This is a genomic window from Flavobacterium aquatile LMG 4008 = ATCC 11947 (assembly GCF_000757385.1).
Taxonomy (GTDB): Bacteria; Bacteroidota; Bacteroidia; order Flavobacteriales; family Flavobacteriaceae; genus Flavobacterium; species Flavobacterium aquatile.
On record NZ_JRHH01000003.1, the window covers coordinates 191,047 to 211,772 of the forward strand.

General features: G+C 32.2%; 21 protein-coding genes. 13 read left to right on the forward strand and 8 right to left on the reverse strand.

The genetic code is table 11. The annotated features are described in order from the left end of the window. The first annotated feature begins 50 nt into the window (after positions 1 to 50). A complete protein-coding gene (locus tag LG45_RS06720; protein WP_035125615.1) occupies positions 51 to 866 on the forward strand; it encodes a UbiA prenyltransferase family protein in 816 nt (271 codons plus the stop codon). Here the strand turns inward: LG45_RS06720 and LG45_RS06725 are convergent. The 8 genes from LG45_RS06725 to LG45_RS06760 form a co-directional block, all read right to left on the reverse strand. Continuing rightward, positions 849 to 1,301 (reverse strand): SRPBCC family protein, encoded by a 453-nt coding sequence (locus tag LG45_RS06725; protein WP_035125616.1) that lies wholly within the window; start codon positions 1,299 to 1,301, stop codon positions 849 to 851. The two genes, LG45_RS06720 and LG45_RS06725, sit on opposite strands and share 18 nt — an antisense overlap. Positions 1,302 to 1,363: 62 nt before the next feature. Beyond that, positions 1,364 to 1,750: a hypothetical protein gene (locus LG45_RS06730; RefSeq protein WP_035125617.1), complete on the reverse strand. Its 387-nt coding sequence runs from the start codon at positions 1,748 to 1,750 to the stop codon at positions 1,364 to 1,366. 12 nt (positions 1,751 to 1,762) lie between these two features. Further along, positions 1,763 to 2,110, reverse strand: coding sequence for a hypothetical protein (locus LG45_RS16255; protein WP_081932048.1), 348 nt, complete (start codon positions 2,108 to 2,110; stop codon positions 1,763 to 1,765). Between the two features lie 483 nt (positions 2,111 to 2,593). Continuing rightward, positions 2,594 to 3,097, reverse strand: a complete 504-nt coding sequence (locus tag LG45_RS06740) for a GbsR/MarR family transcriptional regulator (RefSeq protein ID WP_035125619.1) — start codon at positions 3,095 to 3,097, stop codon at positions 2,594 to 2,596. 139 nt (positions 3,098 to 3,236) lie between these two features. Then, a complete protein-coding gene (locus LG45_RS06745; protein ID WP_035125620.1) occupies positions 3,237 to 5,261 on the reverse strand; it encodes a M3 family metallopeptidase in 2,025 nt (674 codons plus the stop codon). A 98-nt stretch (positions 5,262 to 5,359) separates the two neighbouring features. Next, positions 5,360 to 5,845: a 5-(carboxyamino)imidazole ribonucleotide mutase gene (purE, locus tag LG45_RS06750; protein WP_035125621.1), complete on the reverse strand. Its 486-nt coding sequence runs from the start codon at positions 5,843 to 5,845 to the stop codon at positions 5,360 to 5,362. 76 nt (positions 5,846 to 5,921) lie between these two features. Then, positions 5,922 to 7,073: a 5-(carboxyamino)imidazole ribonucleotide synthase gene (locus LG45_RS06755; protein WP_035126675.1), complete on the reverse strand. Its 1,152-nt coding sequence runs from the start codon at positions 7,071 to 7,073 to the stop codon at positions 5,922 to 5,924. 90 nt (positions 7,074 to 7,163) lie between these two features. Then, positions 7,164 to 7,703 carry a hypothetical protein gene (locus LG45_RS06760; protein WP_035125622.1) on the reverse strand — a complete coding sequence of 180 codons (540 nt, stop codon included), beginning with the start codon at positions 7,701 to 7,703 and terminating at the stop codon, positions 7,164 to 7,166. Between the two features lie 95 nt (positions 7,704 to 7,798). Here LG45_RS06760 and hpt point away from each other — a divergent pair, with 95 nt between their 5' ends. The 12 genes from hpt to LG45_RS06820 all read left to right on the forward strand — a co-directional run bounded on the left by hpt (position 7,799) and on the right by LG45_RS06820 (position 20,666). After that, positions 7,799 to 8,329: a hypoxanthine phosphoribosyltransferase gene (gene hpt, locus LG45_RS06765; protein WP_035126676.1), complete on the forward strand. Its 531-nt coding sequence runs from the start codon at positions 7,799 to 7,801 to the stop codon at positions 8,327 to 8,329. A 53-nt stretch (positions 8,330 to 8,382) separates the two neighbouring features. Beyond that, positions 8,383 to 8,955 carry an adenylate kinase gene (locus tag LG45_RS06770; protein WP_035125623.1) on the forward strand — a complete coding sequence of 191 codons (573 nt, stop codon included), beginning with the start codon at positions 8,383 to 8,385 and terminating at the stop codon, positions 8,953 to 8,955. A gap of 120 nt (positions 8,956 to 9,075) precedes the next feature. Beyond that, entirely contained in the window at positions 9,076 to 10,353 is a 1,278-nt protein-coding gene (locus LG45_RS06775) for a hemolysin family protein (protein WP_081932049.1), read from the forward strand. A 178-nt stretch (positions 10,354 to 10,531) separates the two neighbouring features. Further along, a complete protein-coding gene (gene obgE, locus LG45_RS06780) occupies positions 10,532 to 11,566 on the forward strand; it encodes a GTPase ObgE (RefSeq protein ID WP_035125624.1) in 1,035 nt (344 codons plus the stop codon). A gap of 504 nt (positions 11,567 to 12,070) precedes the next feature. Continuing rightward, entirely contained in the window at positions 12,071 to 14,221 is a 2,151-nt protein-coding gene (locus LG45_RS06785; protein WP_035125625.1) for a S46 family peptidase, read from the forward strand. 798 nt (positions 14,222 to 15,019) lie between these two features. After that, complete coding sequence (locus LG45_RS06790; protein ID WP_052087514.1) at positions 15,020 to 15,976, forward strand: HNH endonuclease; 957 nt, start codon at positions 15,020 to 15,022, stop codon at positions 15,974 to 15,976. A gap of 178 nt (positions 15,977 to 16,154) precedes the next feature. Further along, positions 16,155 to 16,940, forward strand: coding sequence for a hypothetical protein (locus tag LG45_RS06795; RefSeq protein ID WP_035125626.1), 786 nt, complete (start codon positions 16,155 to 16,157; stop codon positions 16,938 to 16,940). A 228-nt stretch (positions 16,941 to 17,168) separates the two neighbouring features. After that, complete coding sequence (gene hisC, locus LG45_RS06800; protein WP_035125627.1) at positions 17,169 to 18,269, forward strand: histidinol-phosphate transaminase; 1,101 nt, start codon at positions 17,169 to 17,171, stop codon at positions 18,267 to 18,269. A 265-nt stretch (positions 18,270 to 18,534) separates the two neighbouring features. Then, on the forward strand, positions 18,535 to 19,071 hold the full coding sequence (locus LG45_RS06805) for a DUF2975 domain-containing protein (protein WP_035125628.1): 537 nt from the start codon (positions 18,535 to 18,537) through the stop codon (positions 19,069 to 19,071). A gap of 3 nt (positions 19,072 to 19,074) precedes the next feature. Next, positions 19,075 to 19,287 carry a helix-turn-helix domain-containing protein gene (locus LG45_RS06810; protein WP_035125629.1) on the forward strand — a complete coding sequence of 71 codons (213 nt, stop codon included), beginning with the start codon at positions 19,075 to 19,077 and terminating at the stop codon, positions 19,285 to 19,287. 176 nt (positions 19,288 to 19,463) lie between these two features. Beyond that, complete coding sequence (locus LG45_RS06815) at positions 19,464 to 20,003, forward strand: hypothetical protein (protein ID WP_035125630.1); 540 nt, start codon at positions 19,464 to 19,466, stop codon at positions 20,001 to 20,003. Between the two features lie 69 nt (positions 20,004 to 20,072). Further along, entirely contained in the window at positions 20,073 to 20,666 is a 594-nt protein-coding gene (locus LG45_RS06820; RefSeq protein WP_035125631.1) for a hypothetical protein, read from the forward strand. The last annotated feature ends 60 nt before the right edge of the window (positions 20,667 to 20,726 follow it).

A 20,726-nucleotide genomic window follows, 5' to 3' on the forward strand; every position in this document is an offset into this window, starting at 1 on the left:
AATTGTTAACTAAAAACAATGTTTATTAACATATTGATTAGTTTTGTAATATGCAATTTTTCAAGAAACTTCTCGACTTCTATATCAATGCAAGTATTCATGTGGCTTTGTCTGTTTATGCCTTAGTACAATTGACTCAAATTTTGTTTACCATTACTACTGATTTTACTACTCCTTACTTCGCTTTTTTTGGAACAATTGTAGGATATAATTTTGTAAAATACGATGCATTAGCAAGAGCTAAAAGATTGAAAATGACACTTCAACTAAAAGCTATTGCGTTCTTGAGTTTTTTATCTTTGATTGCAACGGGATATTATTTTTTGCAACTACAAAAATCCACACAAATTATTGGTTTTGTATTTCTTGCAATAACATTATTATATACTTTGCCGTTCTTTCCCAACAAAAAAAATGCTCGAAATTGGGCTGGAATTAAAATTTACATTGTGGCATTATGTTGGGTTGGAGTGACGCTGTTTCTACCAATAATTAATGCAGATTTACCTTTCTCAAGTTATGTTTTTTTGGTAGCAGCGCAACGATTTATTCTGATTTTTGTAATGGTATTAATTTTTGAAATTATCGATTTGAAGTGGGACGATCCGCATTTGAAAACAGTTCCTCAGCAAATTGGAGTTCAAAAAACGAAGCGAGTTGGAATTATATTAATGTTTTTATTTGTCCTATTAGAATTTTTATCGACTGATTTTAGAATCGAATTTTTAGCTTTAAAGTTAGCGTTGGCAATCACAACGATTGTGTTTTTATTGTTTTCAAATGAACATCGTTCAAGATATTATGCTTCATTTTGGGTTGAAAGTATTCCTATATTTTGGTGGTTATTTTTAGTGCTTTTCGGCTAATTCTTTTAAAATAGTATTGCGTTCCAAGATGAAATTAGTTAAATATTTTTTCAGAATAAGTACATCAAATAATTTTCCAAAAATGCCATATGGCGTTTGATATTGAATTTTATCAATCATCATTACAAATCCGTTTCCATCGATAAATGAATGTTCGTGTTTGAAGGATTTAAACTTACCTTCTACCATTTCATCCACAAAATAATCATAAAGGTTCATCGCTGAAATGATGCTTTTGTGCGTTAAATAAAATCCGAAATGTTTGCCACGCCAAGTAACAGTTTCGTTTTTATTTATCAAACCCGAAGTTACTCCGTCAATAGCAGTTTCGTTAGATTTTACTGTAGATAATTTGTGAATATCAATATTTCTTGATAAGTCGAATATTACTTGTTTGGATGCTTTAATTTTTGTGGAAAGGTTTATTGTTGTCATTTTATCTTTTTAATTTAAATTATAAACCTGACAGATTTTCAAAACCTGTCAGGTTTATTGGTTTATCCATTGATAACTATTCGTTCTTCTACTTTTGTTTCACTTGCTTTTCTTTTACCTCTGAAGAAGAAATATAAGTTAAAGAACAGCATAATTCCTAGATAGATTGAAAAACCACCAATTTTGTAGCTCAAGGCTTCGATTAGTGTTTGATAATCATTATTGTATTCGCTTATTTTAAGAATCATCAAGGCAAATCCAATGTTTAAAAGATAGAATCCTGTTTCAAATAATTTATTAGTCGCATTGGCAATTTCTTCACGACTTTTAAAAATATCCATCATATATACTTTACTGTTTTTAAAAAGAGTTCTTGAAACATAATAAGTTAAAAACAAAGCAATTGGTAAATAAACTGCATAACCGATTAAAATTTTTGTTGTGTCCATAATGTAAACTATTTAATGAATTAATTTTTGAATGTATTTAGTAAGAATAAAAATATTGAAATAATGTAAAATCGAAATACTACAAATAATGATAGCCGATTTTACCGATATGACTTCAATCAATTGATTGATGGAAAGGATTCTCTCCCAAGAAATCAAAGTCATAGCACAATAACCAATGTTTAAAAGATAATAGCCCACGAGCAGAATTTGATTCGTTTTCTGACACAAATCTTCGTGTTCAGGTATAAATTGAGCTACATAAATATTTCCATTTCTGTAGCAAATTTTGCCAACTTTTATTATGATGAATGTGGTTATCAATAAGTATATTGTGTAGCCAATGATGTTGAGGTTCATTTGTTTGGGATTTTATAAATCATACTTGATAAATATATTGCTAATATTGGAGGTATATAAATCAGTGTATAAGTGAAATAATAGATTTTGTTAATAATTGGATTCCAAATCCAAAGAGCAAAGAATATTATAACATTTGCAAAATATATTTTATAATGAATATTGTCTTTGAACTTGAAAAGAAGAATTATTGCTAATATGATTTGTATTAAACCAGTAAGTATTGTTGAAAAGAGAGCATATCCATAATAATTTCCTGAGGGGTCATTAATTATGTAACTAATTGTTGCCAATATTATTGGTATTCCAATTGCTATTGTATTTAAAAATTTTATCGTTTTCATAATCATCTATTATTTTAAACTTTCAGAAAAAAATGAAAGTTTTGATTAAATTTTTTTACTTAATTCGTTCTTTGTTGTTGTTTTTAATTGGTCTCATTGAATAGTTTTTTATAATATTATTTTTAAGATGTTTAAAAAACTATTTCATAATTTTCACGACCAATTTTGCCAACCAATTGTCTTTGTATTCCGTCATTTTGTCCAACATATTATCTGCTTTTAGAACAAAATCATACAACTTAGTAGTTTGATCTACAAAATGTTTTTCTTCGGCAGTATTGTCTGATGTAATAGATGAAACTTCTTTTAAAACTTTCAAAGCAGGCTTGATTTCGCGTTTGCTACGTTCTCTCGAAATTTTTACAGCTAATTCATCCAGATCTTTTTCTGCTGTAAAATATTCGCGTCGTTCGCCGGCTTTGTATTCTTTGTACACAATTCCCCAATCCATTAATGCTCTTAAATTCATTGAAGCATTTCCTCGAGAAATTTGCAATTCTTCCATAATGTCTTCCATCGAAACTGCTTCGTGCGAAACCATCAAAAGCGCATGAATTTGCGCCATAGTCTTGTTGATTCCCCATTGGCTACCTAATGCACCCCAAGTTTGAACGAATTTATTTTTGGCTTCTTTGAATTCCATTTTGATGGTTATTTCATTTTGATAGTACAAAGATATATAAAAGTTTTTAAAGTTTCAAAAAAAAATGAAAGTTTATTTTAAAAATGAAACCGAAGCATTAAACTTCGGTTGTTTTTTTTCGCACTTCGTAATTTGTACTTTAAATCAATCCAGCTCGTTTCAACAAAGCATCAGCTTTCGGTTCTTGACCGCGAAACTTTTTATACAATTCCATTGGTAATTCGGTACCGCCTTTTGAAAGTACATTTTCTTTAAATTTAGTTGCTACTTCTTTATTGAAAATTCCCTTTTCTTGGAAATAGGCAAACGCATCAGCATCTAAAACTTCGGCCCATTTATAACTATAATATCCAGAAGAATAGCCACCTTGAAAAATATGTGAAAATGAAGTACTCATACAATTATCTTCCACATCAGGATATAAACTTGTGCCAGCCATGGCTTGTTTTTCAAATGCTTTTACATCTTCAATAGTTTGCGATTTTCCGTGATAGGTCATGTCTAAAATTCCGAAACTCAATTGTCTTAAAGTTGCCATTCCTTCTAAGAAACTCGCACTTTCTTTAATTTTTTCTACATATATCTGCGGAATGATTTCTCCAGTTTCATAATGTTTAGCAAACAATGCCAATGCTTCCGGCTCGTAACACCAATTTTCCATAACTTGACTAGGTAATTCCACAAAATCCCAATAAACAGAAGTTCCAGACAAACTTTGATAAGTTGTATTGGCTAACATTCCGTGTAATGCGTGACCAAATTCGTGAAATAATGTGGTTACTTCATTGAAGGTTAAGAGTGAAGGTTTAGTTTCTGTTGGCGGAGTAAAATTACAAACGATAGAAACATGAGGTCGTTCGTTAATTCCGTCCTTTATATATTGTGGTTTGTAAGATGTCATCCAAGCACCATTTCGCTTTCCTTTTCTTGGGAAAAAATCAGAGTAGAAAATGGCAACCAATTTTCCTTCAAAGTCCAAAACTTCAAAAGTTTGAACATCTTCATGGTATTTGTCTATATCAAAAACTTCTTTAAAAGTAATTCCGAATAGTTTTTCAGCAACTGTAAATGCTCCATTTAAAACATTTTCCAATTTGAAATAAGGTTTTAAAATTTCATCATCAAAGTTGAATAGTTTTTGTTTTAATTTCTCAGAATAGTAAGCTCCATCCCATTTTTCTAATTGGTCAATTCCGTCTAGTTCTTTTGCGAACGCAGTTAATTGTGCAAATTCTTTTTGAGCGGCAGGTTTTGCTTTTTCCAACAAATCATTCAAAAACGATTGCACTTTTTCAGGATTTTGAGCCATTCGTTCTTCCAAAACAAAATCAGAATGTGATTTGTAACCTAATAAATTAGCACGTTTATGACGTAATTCTACAATTCGTTTTACGTTCTCTTTATTATCAAACTCGTTATCTTGAAATGATTTTTTTCCAGCAGCGATAGCAATTTCTTTACGTAATTCACGATTATCTACATATGTCACAAAAGGTAAATAACTTGGGAAATCCAATGTAAAAACCCAACCTTCCAAATTTTTAGATTTTGCCAAACTTGCTGCCATTTCTTTAGCACCATCAGGCAAACCTTTTAAATCTTCTTCGTTGGTTATCTGTAGTTGATAGTTGTTGGTTTCAGCCAAAACATTTTCACCATACGTCAGTTTTGTTTTTGCTAATTCGGTATCAATTTCGCGTAATTTTAATTTGTCTTCTTCATTAAGTAAAGCTCCATTTCTTGAAAATCCTTTGAATTTTTTATCTAATAAAGTGGCTTGTTCGGTAGTTAAAGTCAACGAATTTTTTTGATCATAAACTGCTTTTACTCGTTTGAATAAATTTTCATTTAATGAAATATCATTACTGAATTCGGTTAATAACGGAGAAACTTCTTGCGCTATTTTTTGCATTTCGTCACAAGTTTCTGCCGAATTCAAATTGAAGAAAATCGATGATAATCTATTTAAAGGTGCACCAGCAAAATCTAAAGCAACAATGGTATTTTCAAATGTTGGAGCATCAGAATTTGTAATTATGGCATCAATTTCGGCTTTTGCTTGCGCTATGTTTTCGATAAAAGCAGGTTTGTAATCATCTAATTTTATTTGCGAAAAAGGCGCAGTATCGTATTTTGTTTCGAATTTTTGAGTGAGTGTTTTCATTTTTTTTAGTTTCACAAAGTTTCGCAAATTAATTCACAAAGTATCACAAAGGTTTTGCGTATCTCTGTGCTAATACTTTGTGTGTCTTTGTGTAATTTTTACCTTTTTAAATTTTCTGAAGATTTATTTACAGCTTCTTTTAGACTTTCCTTGTAAGAAATAATTTTATCCAAAACATTTTTGTCTGATGAACCGATGATTTGAGCTGCTAGAATTCCGGCGTTTTTTGCTCCGTTAAGAGCAACAGTTGCGACAGGAACGCCACCAGGCATTTGCAAAATCGATAGAACCGAATCCCAACCATCGATAGAATTACTAGATTTTACTGGAACGCCAATTACAGGAAGTGGCGACATAGATGCAACCATTCCAGGTAAATGAGCAGCGCCACCAGCACCAGCAATAATTACCGAAATACCGCGAGTGTGCGCGTTTTTACTAAAATCAAATAATTTTTCAGGTGTTCTGTGTGCCGAAACAATATCTACTTCGGTTTCGATGTCAAATCCTTTTAAGATGTCGATGGCTTCTTGCATTACTGGCATATCTGAAATGCTTCCCATTATTATGGCTACTTTGCTCATGTTTTTATTTTGAATTTTGAATTATAAATTTTAAATTATTTTGATTTCATTCAAAATTTAAAATTCATAATAATTTCTAACTAATTACTCTAATACTATTCTTAACTTCCTCTGCAACCTTTCTCGCTTCATCCATATTCTCATTTACAATCGTAACATGCCCCATTTTTCGGAAAGGTCGCGTTTCTCTTTTGCCGTAAATGTGTGGCGTTACTCCATCAATTGCCATTATTTTTTCGATGTTTTCGTAAATTACCTGTCCCGAAAAGCCTTCTTCACCTACCAAATTTACCATAATTCCGGCAACTTTACTGTCGCAATTTCCTAACGGAAGATTTAAAATGGCGCGTAAATGATTTTCAAATTGTGATGTATAACTTGCTTCAATGGTGTGATGTCCAGAATTGTGTGGTCTTGGAGCAACTTCGTTTACCAATATTTCATCGGTAACTGTTTGAAACATTTCTACGGCCAATAAGCCAACGTGATTGAATTTTTCAGAAACTTTTAAAGCAACTTCCTGTGCTTTTTGTGCAACTTTATTATCAATTCTTGCTGGACAAATTACATATTCTACCTGATTAGCTTCGGGATGAAATTCCATTTCTACCACAGGATAGGTTTTTATTTCGCCAGAAACATTTCTAACAACAATTACTGCCAATTCATTTTTAAACGGAATAATTTCTTCAGCAATGCATTCAACATCAGGAAGATTTTCGATGTCTGTTGCTGAACGAACGATTTTTACACCGTTTCCATCATATCCGAATTCGGTACACTTCCATACGAATGGTAGCGGAAGTTTGGTTTCTATAAACTCGATAAGTAATTCTTTTTTACTGGCAAATTTTTTAAAATTCGCAGTTGGAATTCCATTTGCTTCGTAAAATTCTTTCTGAATTCCTTTATTCTGAATTAATTTCAACGTTTTTGGTGATGGAAAAACTTTTACGCCTTCATTTTCTAATTTTTCAAGTGCATCAAGATTTACCAATTCGATTTCGAAAGTCAAAACATCCACTTGTTTTCCAAAGTTGTAAACGGTTTCAAAATCCATTAAACTTCCTTGGAAAAATTTATTGCAGGCAATTTTGCATGGTGCTTCATCACTCGGGTCAAGAACGTAAGTTTGAATATCGAATTTTCTAGTTTCGGAAAGTAGCATTTTGCCTAATTGTCCGCCGCCGAGAATTCCTAATTTAAAATTGGAAGAAAAATAATTCATTTCGTCGTAGTTATTTTTGTTATTGGTCTCATGCAGTCGCTTCGCTCGTGTCATTGTGTTGTTGTAGTTGTTTGTGCAAAGATAAAGTATTCAATTTATTTTCTTCAAAATTTTCTTTGCAATCGATTTGTATCCTGGAGTGTTTTCAATTGAGTCTTTTACAAGAATTAATTGCAATTCGGGATAAATCCAATCTTGTGTTTTTCCTAGTTCGTATAGGGTTAAAATGGCATGGTATTTTCCAGCCGTTTTAGTATCTGAAATTAACCAGTCAAAACAAGCTTCTGTAATTTTTTCTATCTGATAATCAGATAAATAATTTTTTTTAGAATGTTTTTGAACCAATAACATAATAGTACGAGACATAGATCTAATTGCGCTGTCATTTTTTAATTTATATAAATTTCTGCAAATAAAATCTAAGAAATTAAAGGATAAATCTAGTTGTAAATCAAAAACTTTTTCGAGAATACAACAAGCTCTAATGTGAAGTTTGTCATCAGTTTTAAAAGAAAAATGTATTAATTCTTCTAATAAATTTAAATTCTGAATAATGAAATTTCCATTCTCAATTCGGTTTTGAGTGTGTGCCGTGCTTTTCTCTATTCGATGTAATAATTCTAAATTCATTTGGTAAATATATCAAATTTGCAAAAAAGTAGAAATACTTGCAACGTAATAGTTTTTACTTCTTTAAATTTGCAACACAACCTAAACCAAAAAAAATGATACACCTTCACGACAAAACTTTCGAGCCATTTATATCTTCAGAAGAAATAGATTTTGCAATTAAAAATATGGCGAAGCAAATGGACGATGATTTCTTTGATGAAGTTCCGGTTTTTATTGGCGTTTTGAACGGTTCGTTTATGGTGATGGGCGATTTAATGAAACAATACCGAGGTATGTGTGAAGTTAGTTTCGTAAAAATGTCATCTTATGACGGAACAGAATCTACAAACTATGTAAAACAACTTATTGGTCTTAATGAAAACCTTGAAGGTAGAACGGTTATTATTGTTGAAGATATTGTAGATACTGGAAATACTGTTGAAGTATTAAAAGAGGTTTTTAAAGGAAAAGGAGTAAAGCATTTAAAAATTGCAACATTATTTTTCAAACCAGAAGCTTACAAGAAAGATATAAAAATTGATTACATCGGAATTAGAATTCCAAATAAATTCATCGTTGGATACGGTTTAGACTACGATGGATTAGGAAGAAATTTACCAGACGTATATCAACTAGCACAATAATAAAATGTGGGTTTGCCACTAAACTTTTAAACAACATTTAACTAAATAATAAAATGATTAATATCGTTCTTTTCGGAAAACCTGGCGCAGGTAAAGGCACACAAGCTGAATTTTTAAAAGAAAAATACAATTTAACCCATCTTTCTACAGGAGATATTTTTAGATTTAACATTAAAAATGACACCGATTTAGGCAGACTTGCAAAAACTTTCATGGACAAAGGCGATTTGGTACCAGACGAAGTAACTATCCAAATGTTGCAAAGTGAAGTAGATAAAAACCCGCATTCGGCAGGATTTTTATTCGATGGTTTTCCTAGAACTTTAGCGCAGGCTGAAGCTTTAGATGCATTTTTAGAATCAAAAGAGCAATCGATTACTGCAACAGTTGCATTAGAAGCAGACGATAATATCTTGGTAGCACGACTTCTAGAAAGAGGAAAAACATCGGGTAGACCAGACGATCAAGACGAAGAAAAAATTAGAAATCGTTACGACGAATACAACCAGAAGACCGCACCACTAATGGATTATTACAAATCTCAAGGTAAATTTCATGCGGTAAATGGTATAGGAACAATTCTTGAAGTTAACGAACGATTGAATCAAATTTTCGACAAATTATAATCTAATGAATTGGTCTCGAGATAAATTTCGAGCATTCAATTTTTTTTCAGATATTTGCAAACAGAAAAGGAGCTATTTCCGATATTATGGATTTAAGCTCTTTTTTTGTAATTTTAAATTATGGAAATTTTAATAATTCTTTTTCTGATAATCCTAAACGGAGTTTTCTCAATGTCGGAAATCGCATTGATTTCAGCTCGTAAAAGCCGATTGGAAACTGCTGCCAAAAAAGGAAATACCAATGCTAAAGCAGCTTTAGATTTGGCAAACTCACCAAACGAATTTTTATCAACTGTACAAATCGGTATCACTCTTATAGGTATTCTGACGGGTATTTACTCAGGAGATAAAATAACGACAGATGTCAAATTATTCATAGAAAGTTTTGAGTCTTTAAAACCTTACGCACAAAGTATTGCTGTTGGTATTGTGGTAGTTACATTAACATTTTTCTCTTTAGTTTTAGGAGAATTATTACCAAAAAGAATCGGACTAAATTATCCCGAAGCTATTGCTAAAGCTGTTGCTCTTCCAATGAAAGTGGTTTCTAAAGTTACCATGCCATTCATTTGGTTACTTACAACTTCAACAGATTTTTTATTGAGAGTTTTTCAAATTAAACCAACTGCCGACGGAAAAGTAACTGAAGAAGAAATTAAAGCAATCATCAAGGAAGGAACAGAAGGTGGAGAAATTCAAGAAATTGAACATGATATCGTAGAGCGCGTTTTTCACATTGGTGATAGAAAAGTAAACTCGTTGATGACGCATAGAAACTCAATTGTTTATCTGTCTCACGAAGATTCTGTTCAAGAAATAAAAAATAAAGTTCTAGACGAGTTACACTCTGTTTATCCAGTTTGTGATGATAATCTAGACGATGTAAACGGAGTAGTTTTATTAAAAGATTTATTCGCAAGTTTTGAAAAAGGTGATTTCAATTTGAAGCAAATAACCAAAGATCCAGTTTATTTCATAGAACACTCTTCGGCCTATAAAGCGCTAGAAAACTTTAAATTGACTAAAGTTCATTATGCTCTAGTAACCGATGAACATGGAGTTTTTCAAGGAATCATTACCTTAAACGACATCTTAGAAGCGCTAGTTGGTGATGCTGCCGATTTCTACGAAGACGAATTTAAAATCGTCGCTCGTGAAGACGGAAGTTGGTTGGTTGACGGTCATTATTCGTTACATGACTTTCTAACGTATTTCGATATGGACGATTTGATTGGCGATTACGAAGTGACAACCGTAAGCGGATTAATAGTAACCGAACTAGGAATCATCCCAAAACAAGGACAAAAATTGATCTGGAACAAACTAGAATTCGAAGTTCTAGACATGGACGGCGTAAAAATTGACAAAATTCTAGTAAAAAATATTAAAATTAATTAGGAGCGAATGGCTCGGGCATTTTAGCAAACCATATTCCTGCTTTTCGTTACAATCTTTTTTTTACAAAAAAGATTTTCTCTTCAATCAGGGCTAGATAGCCAACCATTTACATAAAATAATAGTTTTAGAAAAGGATTTATCTGAAATCTGAAATCTGAAATCTGAAATCTAAAAAACAATGACAGAAGGAAATTTTGTAGACTACGTAAAAATATATGTTACTTCCGGTAAAGGAGGAAAAGGTTCTACGCATTTACACAGAGAAAAATTTATTGAAAAAGGCGGTCCAGATGGTGGTGATGGTGGTCGTGGTGGACACGTTTACATAAAAGGAAATAAAAATCTTTGGACATTATTTCACCTAAAATTTGTAAAACACATGCGTGCCGGTCACGGTGGCGATGGTGGAAGTTCAAGAAGTACAGGTCACGATGGCGACGATAAATATGTAGAAGTTCCACTTGGAACCGTGGTAAAAGATATTGAAACAGGAGAAATTCTTTTCGAAATTACAGAACACGGTGAAGAACGAATTTTAGCTCAAGGAGGAAAAGGTGGTTTAGGAAACTGGCATTTTAGAAGTTCAACTAATCAAACGCCACGTTACTCACAACCTGGAATGCCATCAACAGAGTTGGATGTTATTCTAGAATTAAAAGTTCTAGCAGATGTAGGTTTAGTAGGTTTTCCAAATGCAGGAAAGTCAACTCTATTGTCTGTTCTAACTTCAGCAAAGCCAAAAATTGCAGATTATCCGTTTACAACATTAAAACCCAATTTAGGAATTGTTTCTTACAGAGAGTTTCAATCGTTTGTAATTGCAGATATTCCTGGAATTATAGAAGGTGCAGCCGAAGGTAAAGGTTTAGGACATTATTTCTTGCGTCATATAGAACGAAATTCAACCTTATTGTTTTTAGTTCCTGCTGATGCCGATGATATTAAAAAAGAATATGAAATTCTTTTAGACGAATTACGTCGTTACAATCCAGAAATGCTAGATAAAGACAGACTTCTAGTAATTTCCAAATGTGATATGCTTGATGATGAACTTAAAGCCGAAATGAAACAACTTTTGGATAAATCAAAACTCGGAATACCGTATCTGTTTATTTCGTCTGTTGCACAACAAGGTTTAACAGAGTTAAAAGACAAACTTTGGGAGATGCTTAATGTAGAAGACGACAAGCCAGAAAATAGTCACGGTTTATAAAATAGAAAAAGGGTTTCAATTAAGAGACCCTTTTTCATTACCAATCATCATTTACCAAATTAATAATTAGTGTAAGTGTGTAATCCTAGGTAGTAAACCTGGAGATATATTTTTATATAATCTGTTTTTTTACTTGAAATATTAAATTAAATAGTATAAGTATAATAACCTTTCTAATAGGGAATAATCATCCTATGTTGTCTAATTGTAAATTTTCGGCAAAGTAAATAATATATTTGAAACAATAGGTTTAAATTGTGTAGAAAGATATCTACATATACGTAGAATTTGTACGACAGGATTAGTTTCGTAAAACACTTTTTTCCTAATTAAAAGTTAAAATGAAATAGTTCAGATTAGTTTTAAGCTTCTATTTTTTATTAAATCCTCAAAATTTAGTATTTTCGCACCACTAAAATTTCGCAATATTCAATTTAAACTGTAACATATTACATTTTAAGTAGACTATTAGCTAACAACAATTAACCTTTTTATATTTTCATTATGAAAAAAATTATTTTCTCCTTAATTGCTGCAATTATGCTTGTTCCAACAAGTGTAAAAGCTGACGAAGGAATGTGGTTTTTAATGTTCATCGAACGTTTAAATCACCGCGATATGCAAAAACTAGGCTTGCAATTAACAGCCGAAGAAATTTACAGCATCAACAACCACAGTTTGAAAGATGCTATTGTTCAATTCAATGGTGGATGTACTGCCGAAATCATTTCTAAAGACGGACTAGTATTAACAAACCACCACTGTGGTTATGATGCTATTGCCGAATTATCATCTGCAGAGAAAAACTATCTTAAAGATGGTTACTGGGCTAAAGATAGAAAATCAGAAATGAAACCTTCTAGCTTATACGTTCGTTTCTTTGTTCGTATGGACGATTGTACAAAACGTATTTTAGCCGTTGTAAATCCTTCAATGAGCGAAGCAGATAGAGAAAAAGCAATCAATCAAGAAATTGCTAAAATCGAAAAAGAAAACAACGATGGCGGAAAATATACTGTTTCTGTTCGTCCATTTTTCCAAGGAAATGAGTACTACTATTTTGTGTACCAAGATTACAAAGACGTTCGTTTAGTAGGAACTCCTCCAGAAAGTTTAGGAAAATTTGGTGGTGATACAGACAACTGGGAATGGCCACGTCACACTGCCGATTTCTCTATGTTTAGAGTGTATGCAAATGCAGATGGTTCTCCAGCAGAATATTCTGAGAACAACGTTCCATTAAAACCAAAACATTACTTACCAGTAAATTTAAGTGGTGTAAAAGAAAACGACTTTGCTATGATTCTTGGATATCCAGGAAGAACCAACCGTTGGATGCCAGCTGGTGGAATTGAGCAAAACGTAAAATTTGCTTATCCTGCTTGGGTTGAAGGTGCTAAAACTGGTATGGACGGAATGAAGAAATACATGAACCAAAGCGATGCTTTAAATTTAGTGTATGCTTCTAAATTCGCTTCAACTGCCAACTACTGGAAAAACCGTCAAGGTATGATTGATGCGTTAACTAAATTTGGAACAGCCAAATCTAAAGCAGCACAAGAAGCTAAATTCAATACATGGGCTAACAAACCAGCAAACAAAGCTAAATACGGAAACGTAGTTTCTAACATCAATAAATTCTACGCTTTAACTAACGAGAAATCACGTCACGATAATTACCTACAACAATTATTTAGAACGACTTCTTTTGGAACAATCGGTAGAACTCTAGGTCGTCAATTAGACATGTATGTAAAAGCCGATGCTGCTAAACGTACTACAATGGCGCCACAAATTGTTGAAATGGCAACAGAAATGTTCAAAGAATTACACATTCCTGCAGAGAAAGAAATTTTAGCGGCACAATTAAAAGTATATGCTACTAAATCTACTGGATATGCAATTGCACCAATGGTTAAGAAAATCGGAGACGAAAACAACAACGACTTCACTAAATATGTAAATGCTGCTTTCGATTTAAGTATCCTTACTTCAGTTGATAGAATCAAAGCATTCTTAGATTTACCAAGCGAAGCAATGCTTACAAACGATCCTTTGTATGCAATTTCTAACGACATGGTTGCGCATTTTGGTGCAAAATCTGACGAAATTACTAAAGCTCAAAACGATTATGCTTCTTCTTTCCGTCTATTGGTAGAAGGTTTAAGAGAATCTAAAATTGGAGCTATTAAATATCCAGATGCAAACTCAACGTTGCGTTTAACTTACGGAAAAGTACGTTCATTGCCAGCAGACAAACGTAATGATGCAGCAGTAAACAACTACACAACACTTGCAGGTCAAGTTAAGAAATACAAAAAAGGAGATCAAGAATTTGATTTGCCAACACGTATTATCGAAATGAATAAAAACAAAGATTTCGGCCGTTATGCAGACAAAGACGGTTCACTTCACGTGAATTTCTTAACAGATAATGATATCACAGGAGGGAACTCAGGTTCGCCAGTTCTTAACGGAAAAGGAGAATTAATCGGTCTAGCTTTCGACGGAAACATCGAAGCTATGGCAGGTGACGTAATCTTCGACAACAAATTACAAAGAACCATCAACGTAGATATTCGTTACGTTCTTTGGGTAATCGAAAACTACTCTGGTGCTAAACACATCGTAGACGAAATGACTTTGGTGAAATAAACCCATTTTGTCATTCCGTAGGAATCCCAACTCCGACTTAAGCAATTAAGTCGGAGTTTTTTTATGCATTATTTTGTCATTCCGTAGGAATCTCAACTCCGACTTAAGCAATTAGGTCGGAGTTTTTTTATACATCATTTTGTCATTCCGTAGGAATCTCAACTCCGACTTAAGCAATTAGGTCGGAGTTTTTTTATACACCATTTTGTCATTCCGCAGGAATCTCATCCTATTATTTTGGAGCGAACGGTTCGCGAATTCTTGGTTTTCCTATTCCTGCTTTTCGCACTGCACGGCAGTTGCTACAATCAGGGCTAGATAGTATTTGTATTGAAGCGATGTCAGATAAGTCGGAGTTTTTTTATGCATTATTTTGTCATTCCGTCGGAATCCCAACTCCGACTTAAGCAATTAAGTCGGAGTTTTTTATACACCATTTTGTCATTCCGCAGGAATCCCAACTCCGACTTAAGCAATTAAGTCGGAGTTTTTTTATACACCATTTTGTCATTCCGCAGGAATCTCATCCAATTATTTTGGAGCGAATGGTTCGGGAATTCTTGGTTTCCCTATTCCTGCTTTCCGCACTGCACGGCAGTTGCTGCAATCAGGGCTAGATAGTATTTGTATTGAATAGATGTCAGTGTTCCTTAAAACATTTGATGAAAGAAATGCTTTTATTTAATATATTTGGAAATAAATTGGCTAATAAGTAGCGCTTATCACACCAAAATTGGGTGTATAGGCGCTGTGACGTAGCGACTATATACAAGTTAGTGGCAATTAAACAAAGAACATATGACGCCTGAAGAAAGATTCTTAAAAATAGATAATAATTATTCTCTGTACAAATCAATACAACTAAACATTGACAAAAATATTTATCTTGGAGATAAGGAAAATAAACAATGTAGATTTTGTAAAAAACAACAACCTGAAGTTACATTTAATACAATTGCTCACGCGATACCTGAATTCGTAAATAATCATAGGTTAATTAGCTATTACGAATGTGATTCATGTAATTCTAAATTTGCAAGAACAATTGAAACCCACATGGGTGATTACATGAATGTTTATCATACTCTATCACAAGTTAAAGGGAAGAGAGGTGTTCCATCTTTTAGTCGAGGAGGAGAAAAATCTCGTGTTGACCATACTTCTGAAGGATTAAAAATTGACTCATTTGAAGGAGAAAGAGAAAATTTTGTTATAAATGAAGAAAATAATACTGTTACATTTAAAGCGATTCGAGCAACTTATATACCAATAGCAATCTATAAATGCTTGACAAAAATGGCCTTATCAATAATGGGCGATGAAGAATTGGTGAACTTTGAAAATGCTTTAAAATGGATAAATGAAGAGAAACACGATGAAAGTGAATTCAATATTGCCAGTTTAAGATGTATTTTTTCAATTACTCCAGGTCCATTACCTCATGATTTTACTACTTGCATGTTATTTAGAAGAAAAGATAATAACGTAGATAATGTACCATATATGCAATTTTTGTTGGCTTATGGAAATTATACATTCCAGATTTTTTTGGTAATGTCTAATAAAGATTCAAACTCAGGCACATCTATTATGACACCGATACCTACTCCATTTGATATTGAAAATAAATATGGGAAACCAGACTACAAAATACTGGATTTTTATTCGAAAGAAAAATGTAAAGATGATGAAGTAAGTTTGACAATGAGTTATGAAAGAATGGTAAAAAAGGATGTTGATAATGAAGATGAATAAATTAACAGCCACTAACAAATGCTAAAACTCATGGCTAGGTTTTCGGTAAATTGTTCGTTTCTTTTTCCTAAATTCGTTCTCTATTAGTGGAGAAAACTCGGTCGCTTAGTCGCCACGAGCTCTAGCATCGACCGTTAAGCGCAAATTTTCAGAACGCATAATCCAGAAAATACATCTTATGGAGATTGACATTAAACTAAAAAATCTTCGAGTTAAATTGAGACAGAATTCCAAAGAAATTATGGATGATGTTTTGAAAAGGCATGTGCCAAGAATTAGTTCAAAAGACAAATCAAAAAAAGAGATTTGTGTATTTTGTGCAAGTAAAGATAATTTAACAAAAGAACATGTTTTACCGAAATGGACATTCGAAAATTGTACCAAGAAATTCTTTGTTACAGACATAAATGGTAGCGAACAGACATATAACAAAACTACGATCCCAGTTTGTGCAAATTGTAATAATAATTTATTAGGAAGTGTTGAAAGCTATATCATTTCTATTTTTAATGATACTGATTTATCAAACTCATTTTTTAGTAATGATCAATTACACAACATAATTCGTTGGTTAGAAATTATTGAATATAAATTTCAATTATTAGAGATTCGGAGAAAATTTATAAAATCAAAATCTTCTCAATATATTGAATACTTAAGAGATATTCCTGTTTCGATAATGAGAGCGAATATTGATTATTCACCGAGTAAAGCAGTAACTCAAATTAGAACTGCACAGAAAAGAGTAACTGAAAAATCTAAAGTTAGTAATGGAAACTCTTTAGTAATATTTAAAACTAAAAATGAAAGCTTCTACTTTTTTCATCATTTAAATGAGTTCATATTTTTAGAACTACCAAAGTTTGGAATAGCATTGTTTTACTTTTATTCCCAGAAATTTGAGAAAGCGGAGGTTGCCAAAGATGAAGCATTGAAAGTCATAAAGGAAGTTTACAATAGCTAAAGAAATCTGTACTCATAGTCATTGATGTAATAGTTTGTTTGCTTTTTAAGAAAGTATTCTGAACTTAAGATTTCTCATTACATTTTGCTTTAGATTTCTCCAACCTCGACAAGCTAGGGAATTCAAGTTGCAAACTATTCCAATCAACCAAAACCCAAAACCCAAAACTGTAACAAATTCCAAAACAACAGACCAATTAAGTTATCGTAAAACTTTAAAAAATGTACTATGAGCAATAGAAGAAATTGGTTAAAGCAAACAAGTTTGGGTATTGTAGGTTTAGGCATTATTCCTTTAGAGGGTTTTACAATTCCTACGAAAGACAATAGCATTGAAGAAGAGGAGGTAAACCCAATTCGGTTAAGGTCAAACGAAAATCCTTATGGACCATCTGCATCAGCAAGAAATGCAATGAGTACTAGTATAAACGCCAGCAATCGCTATAACTGGGAATTGCTAGACGAACTAATTGGAAAAATTGCACAAAAACATAATGTAACGTACCAAAACATACTATTAGGTGCAGGTTCATCAGAAATTTTAAATTTAGTGGCTTTATATTGTTCCAAAAAGCCAGGAAATCTAATTATTGCCGAAACTACGTTTGATTATTGGACAATAACTGCGGAAAATGCAGGCCTCAAAAAAAATGCAATCCCATTAACAACAGATAAAAAGCATGATTTAGCAACAATGTTAAACGCAATTGATGCTGATACCAAATTGGTTTATATATGCAATCCCAATAACCCAACAGGAACAATTTGTGATAATGAAGCACTTCTAAATTTCATAAAAGAAGCCACAAAAAGAACCAAAGTTTTAGTCGATGAGGCTTACTTAGATTTTACAAATCAACCATCACTTGCAAATCTTGTAACAGAAAATAAAAACCTAATTATTGCCAAAACTTTTTCAAAAATATACGGTTTAGCAGGTGCACGTATCGGATATGCACTAGCGCATCCAGAAATCATAAACGAGATGAGCCAATTGCAATTTGCTACAAATGGAAGCGTAAGTACAACAGCTGCTTCCGGAGCTTTAGCATCGCTCAATGACAATAAATTTGTAGCAGAAACCATTTTACTCAATGCAGAAGCAAGAAAATATACTATGGAACAATTGGAGAATTTAAAAATTCCGTGTATTCCATCGCATACAAACTTTATCTATTTTTCTTTAGAAAATTATAAAAAGGACTTTTTTGCACAATTAGAAAAGAACAATATTCTGGGAACAAAGATTTACGAAGAAAAAGGAAAATGGTCAAGAATTACAATTGGTACAATGAAAGAAATGAAGCAATTCATTAAAGCATTGAAGTAAATTTAAAGCTGCAAACATTAGCCGTTTGGTTTAATGGCTGGTTTTATTTTTCTATACCAAAATTACTCAAATGAGATTTACATTTCTTTAATTCATATTGCTTAATTACCACAACTTCGCCAAACTAAAAAAAACCTTACCAACCATTGTAAATTAATAATTAGCTAAATTCTAGTTTGTTACTATTTATTGTTAAAAAATCTATTTTTATTGTTTATCAATAAATATTTATTATATTTGTGACATAATTTTAAACTTAATAATTATGTCAAAAACAAACAACTTCGTTTTTTGGGGCTTATACGTTATAGCCTGGATCATTTTTGTAGGCTTGTCTATTGAAGCTGGCGGCCTAATAGTAAACTTCTTTTTCAGTCTTTACAATCCAGAGTTTGTTCAAAATTTATATCAAAAGTTAGACTTAATTCAAATGTATAAAGAAAGTAAACTAGCTTTTTTTGGTGTGTATAGCTTTATTTTAATCATTTCAATTTTAAAAGCATGCCTATTTTATGCTGTGATCAGTCTAATGCACAAAATGGATTTGTCCAAACCGTTCCACACTTTTGTAGCCAAAAAAATTACACAAGTTAGCTACTTTACGCTTTCCATCGGATTCTTAAGTTACATTGCCAAGGAGTTAGTGACTGACTTAAAGCATTACGGCTTTGTTCCCGATAACCTAAACCAATTTTGGGCAGACAGTCAAGCCTTTATTTTAATGGGTGCTGTAATCTACATTATTGCGATTATCTTTAAAAAAGGAGTAGATATTCAAAACGAAAATGATTTAACCGTTTAAACCATGGCAATAATTGTAAACTTAGACGTGATGATGGCAAAGCGAAAAATGTCGCTAAACGAACTTTCTGAAAAAGTAGATTTGACGTTGTCCAACCTTTCCATACTTAAGACAGGAAAGGCAAAAGCAATTCGCTTCAGTACTTTAGATTCAATTTGCAAAGCATTAGACTGTCAGCCAGGAGATATTTTAGAATATTCTAATGATGAAAAATAGTTTTTTCTCAATCATTTAGTAAGTGAAAATACTAAAATAGTATGGTGATAAAAATCTCCATTATATAAGTGTGGAAAATTATAAAATTTGTCACTCAATAATAGTCAAGGATTGTTGAGTTAAACCTTTGTAGAACGAAAATTATAGAAAAGAGAATTTAGCATCCGCAAGTAGAAATGTACCATCAGCATAAAGATTTGAAGCATGTCAATTTAGATTTGGAGCATGTCAATTTAGATTTGGAGCATGTCAATTTAGATTTGGAGCAAGTCAATTTAGATTTGAAGCATATCAATTTAGATTTGGAGCATATCAATTTAGATTTGGAGCATGTCAATTTAGATTTGGAGCATGTCAATTTAGATTTGGAGCAAGTCAATTTAGATTTGGAGCATATCAATTTAGATTTGAAGCATGTCAATTTAGATTTGGAGTATATCTATTTAGATTTGGAGCATGTCAATTTAGATTTGGAGTATGTCAATTTAGATTTGGAGCATGTCAATTTAGATTTGGAGTATGTCAATTTAGATTTGGAGCATGTCAATTTAGATTTGGAGCACATCAATTTAGATTTGGAGTATGTCAATTTAGATTTGGAGCAAGTCAATTTAGATTTGGAGCAAGTCAATTTAGATTTGGAGCAAGTCAATTTAGATTTGGAGCAAGTCAATTTAGATTTTTTGCAGGAAGATTCTTTACTATTGGTACTATAATGTACTATCTCTCAAAGAAATTTTGTAGGTTTGTTTTATTCAGTTTACAGCAATAAATTACATTTTTAAATGAAAAAAATAATTGTTCTTTTATTAATAAATTTTTCAGTGACCGTTTTCAGTCAAGAAAGAGAAGCTACTATTCTCTTTAACGACAGCACGTCTGTAAAAGGTTTGGGTGAAATTAAAAAAGAAAAAATATATTTCAGAGTAAGCTCCTCTGATGAAGTGTCTGTATGGAATTATGATATGGCTTATGGCTTAATTTTCTCTGGATATGGATTCTCCGAAAAATACGTTTACGTAAAACCCAATAAATACTCCAAACCAAAATTAATGGAGGTAATTGAAGAAGGAAAAGTGAATCTATATAAAGAATCTAGTTTTGGTGCACAAGTTGGTATCGGTGTTAGTGTAAGTAATTCAAACGTCGGAGCTGGACCAAACTTATATCATGATTATTCGACTGTTTATTACGTTAAAAGAAAAACGGAAGAATATGCTACCGATATTTCCTTCAGTTTTAAAAGCAATTCATCAAGATACTTTTCAGATTGTGATATGCTACTTCAAAAGATAAAGAAAAAAGAATTTAGAAAAAAAGATATCATTGAAATCGTTTATTTCTACAATGATTATTGCGGTGATGAGGAAGAGGATTAAATGCAATTAGAAACCAATGTAAAGTAGGTAGGTTAGATAAGTTATGGTTCAATTTTGGAT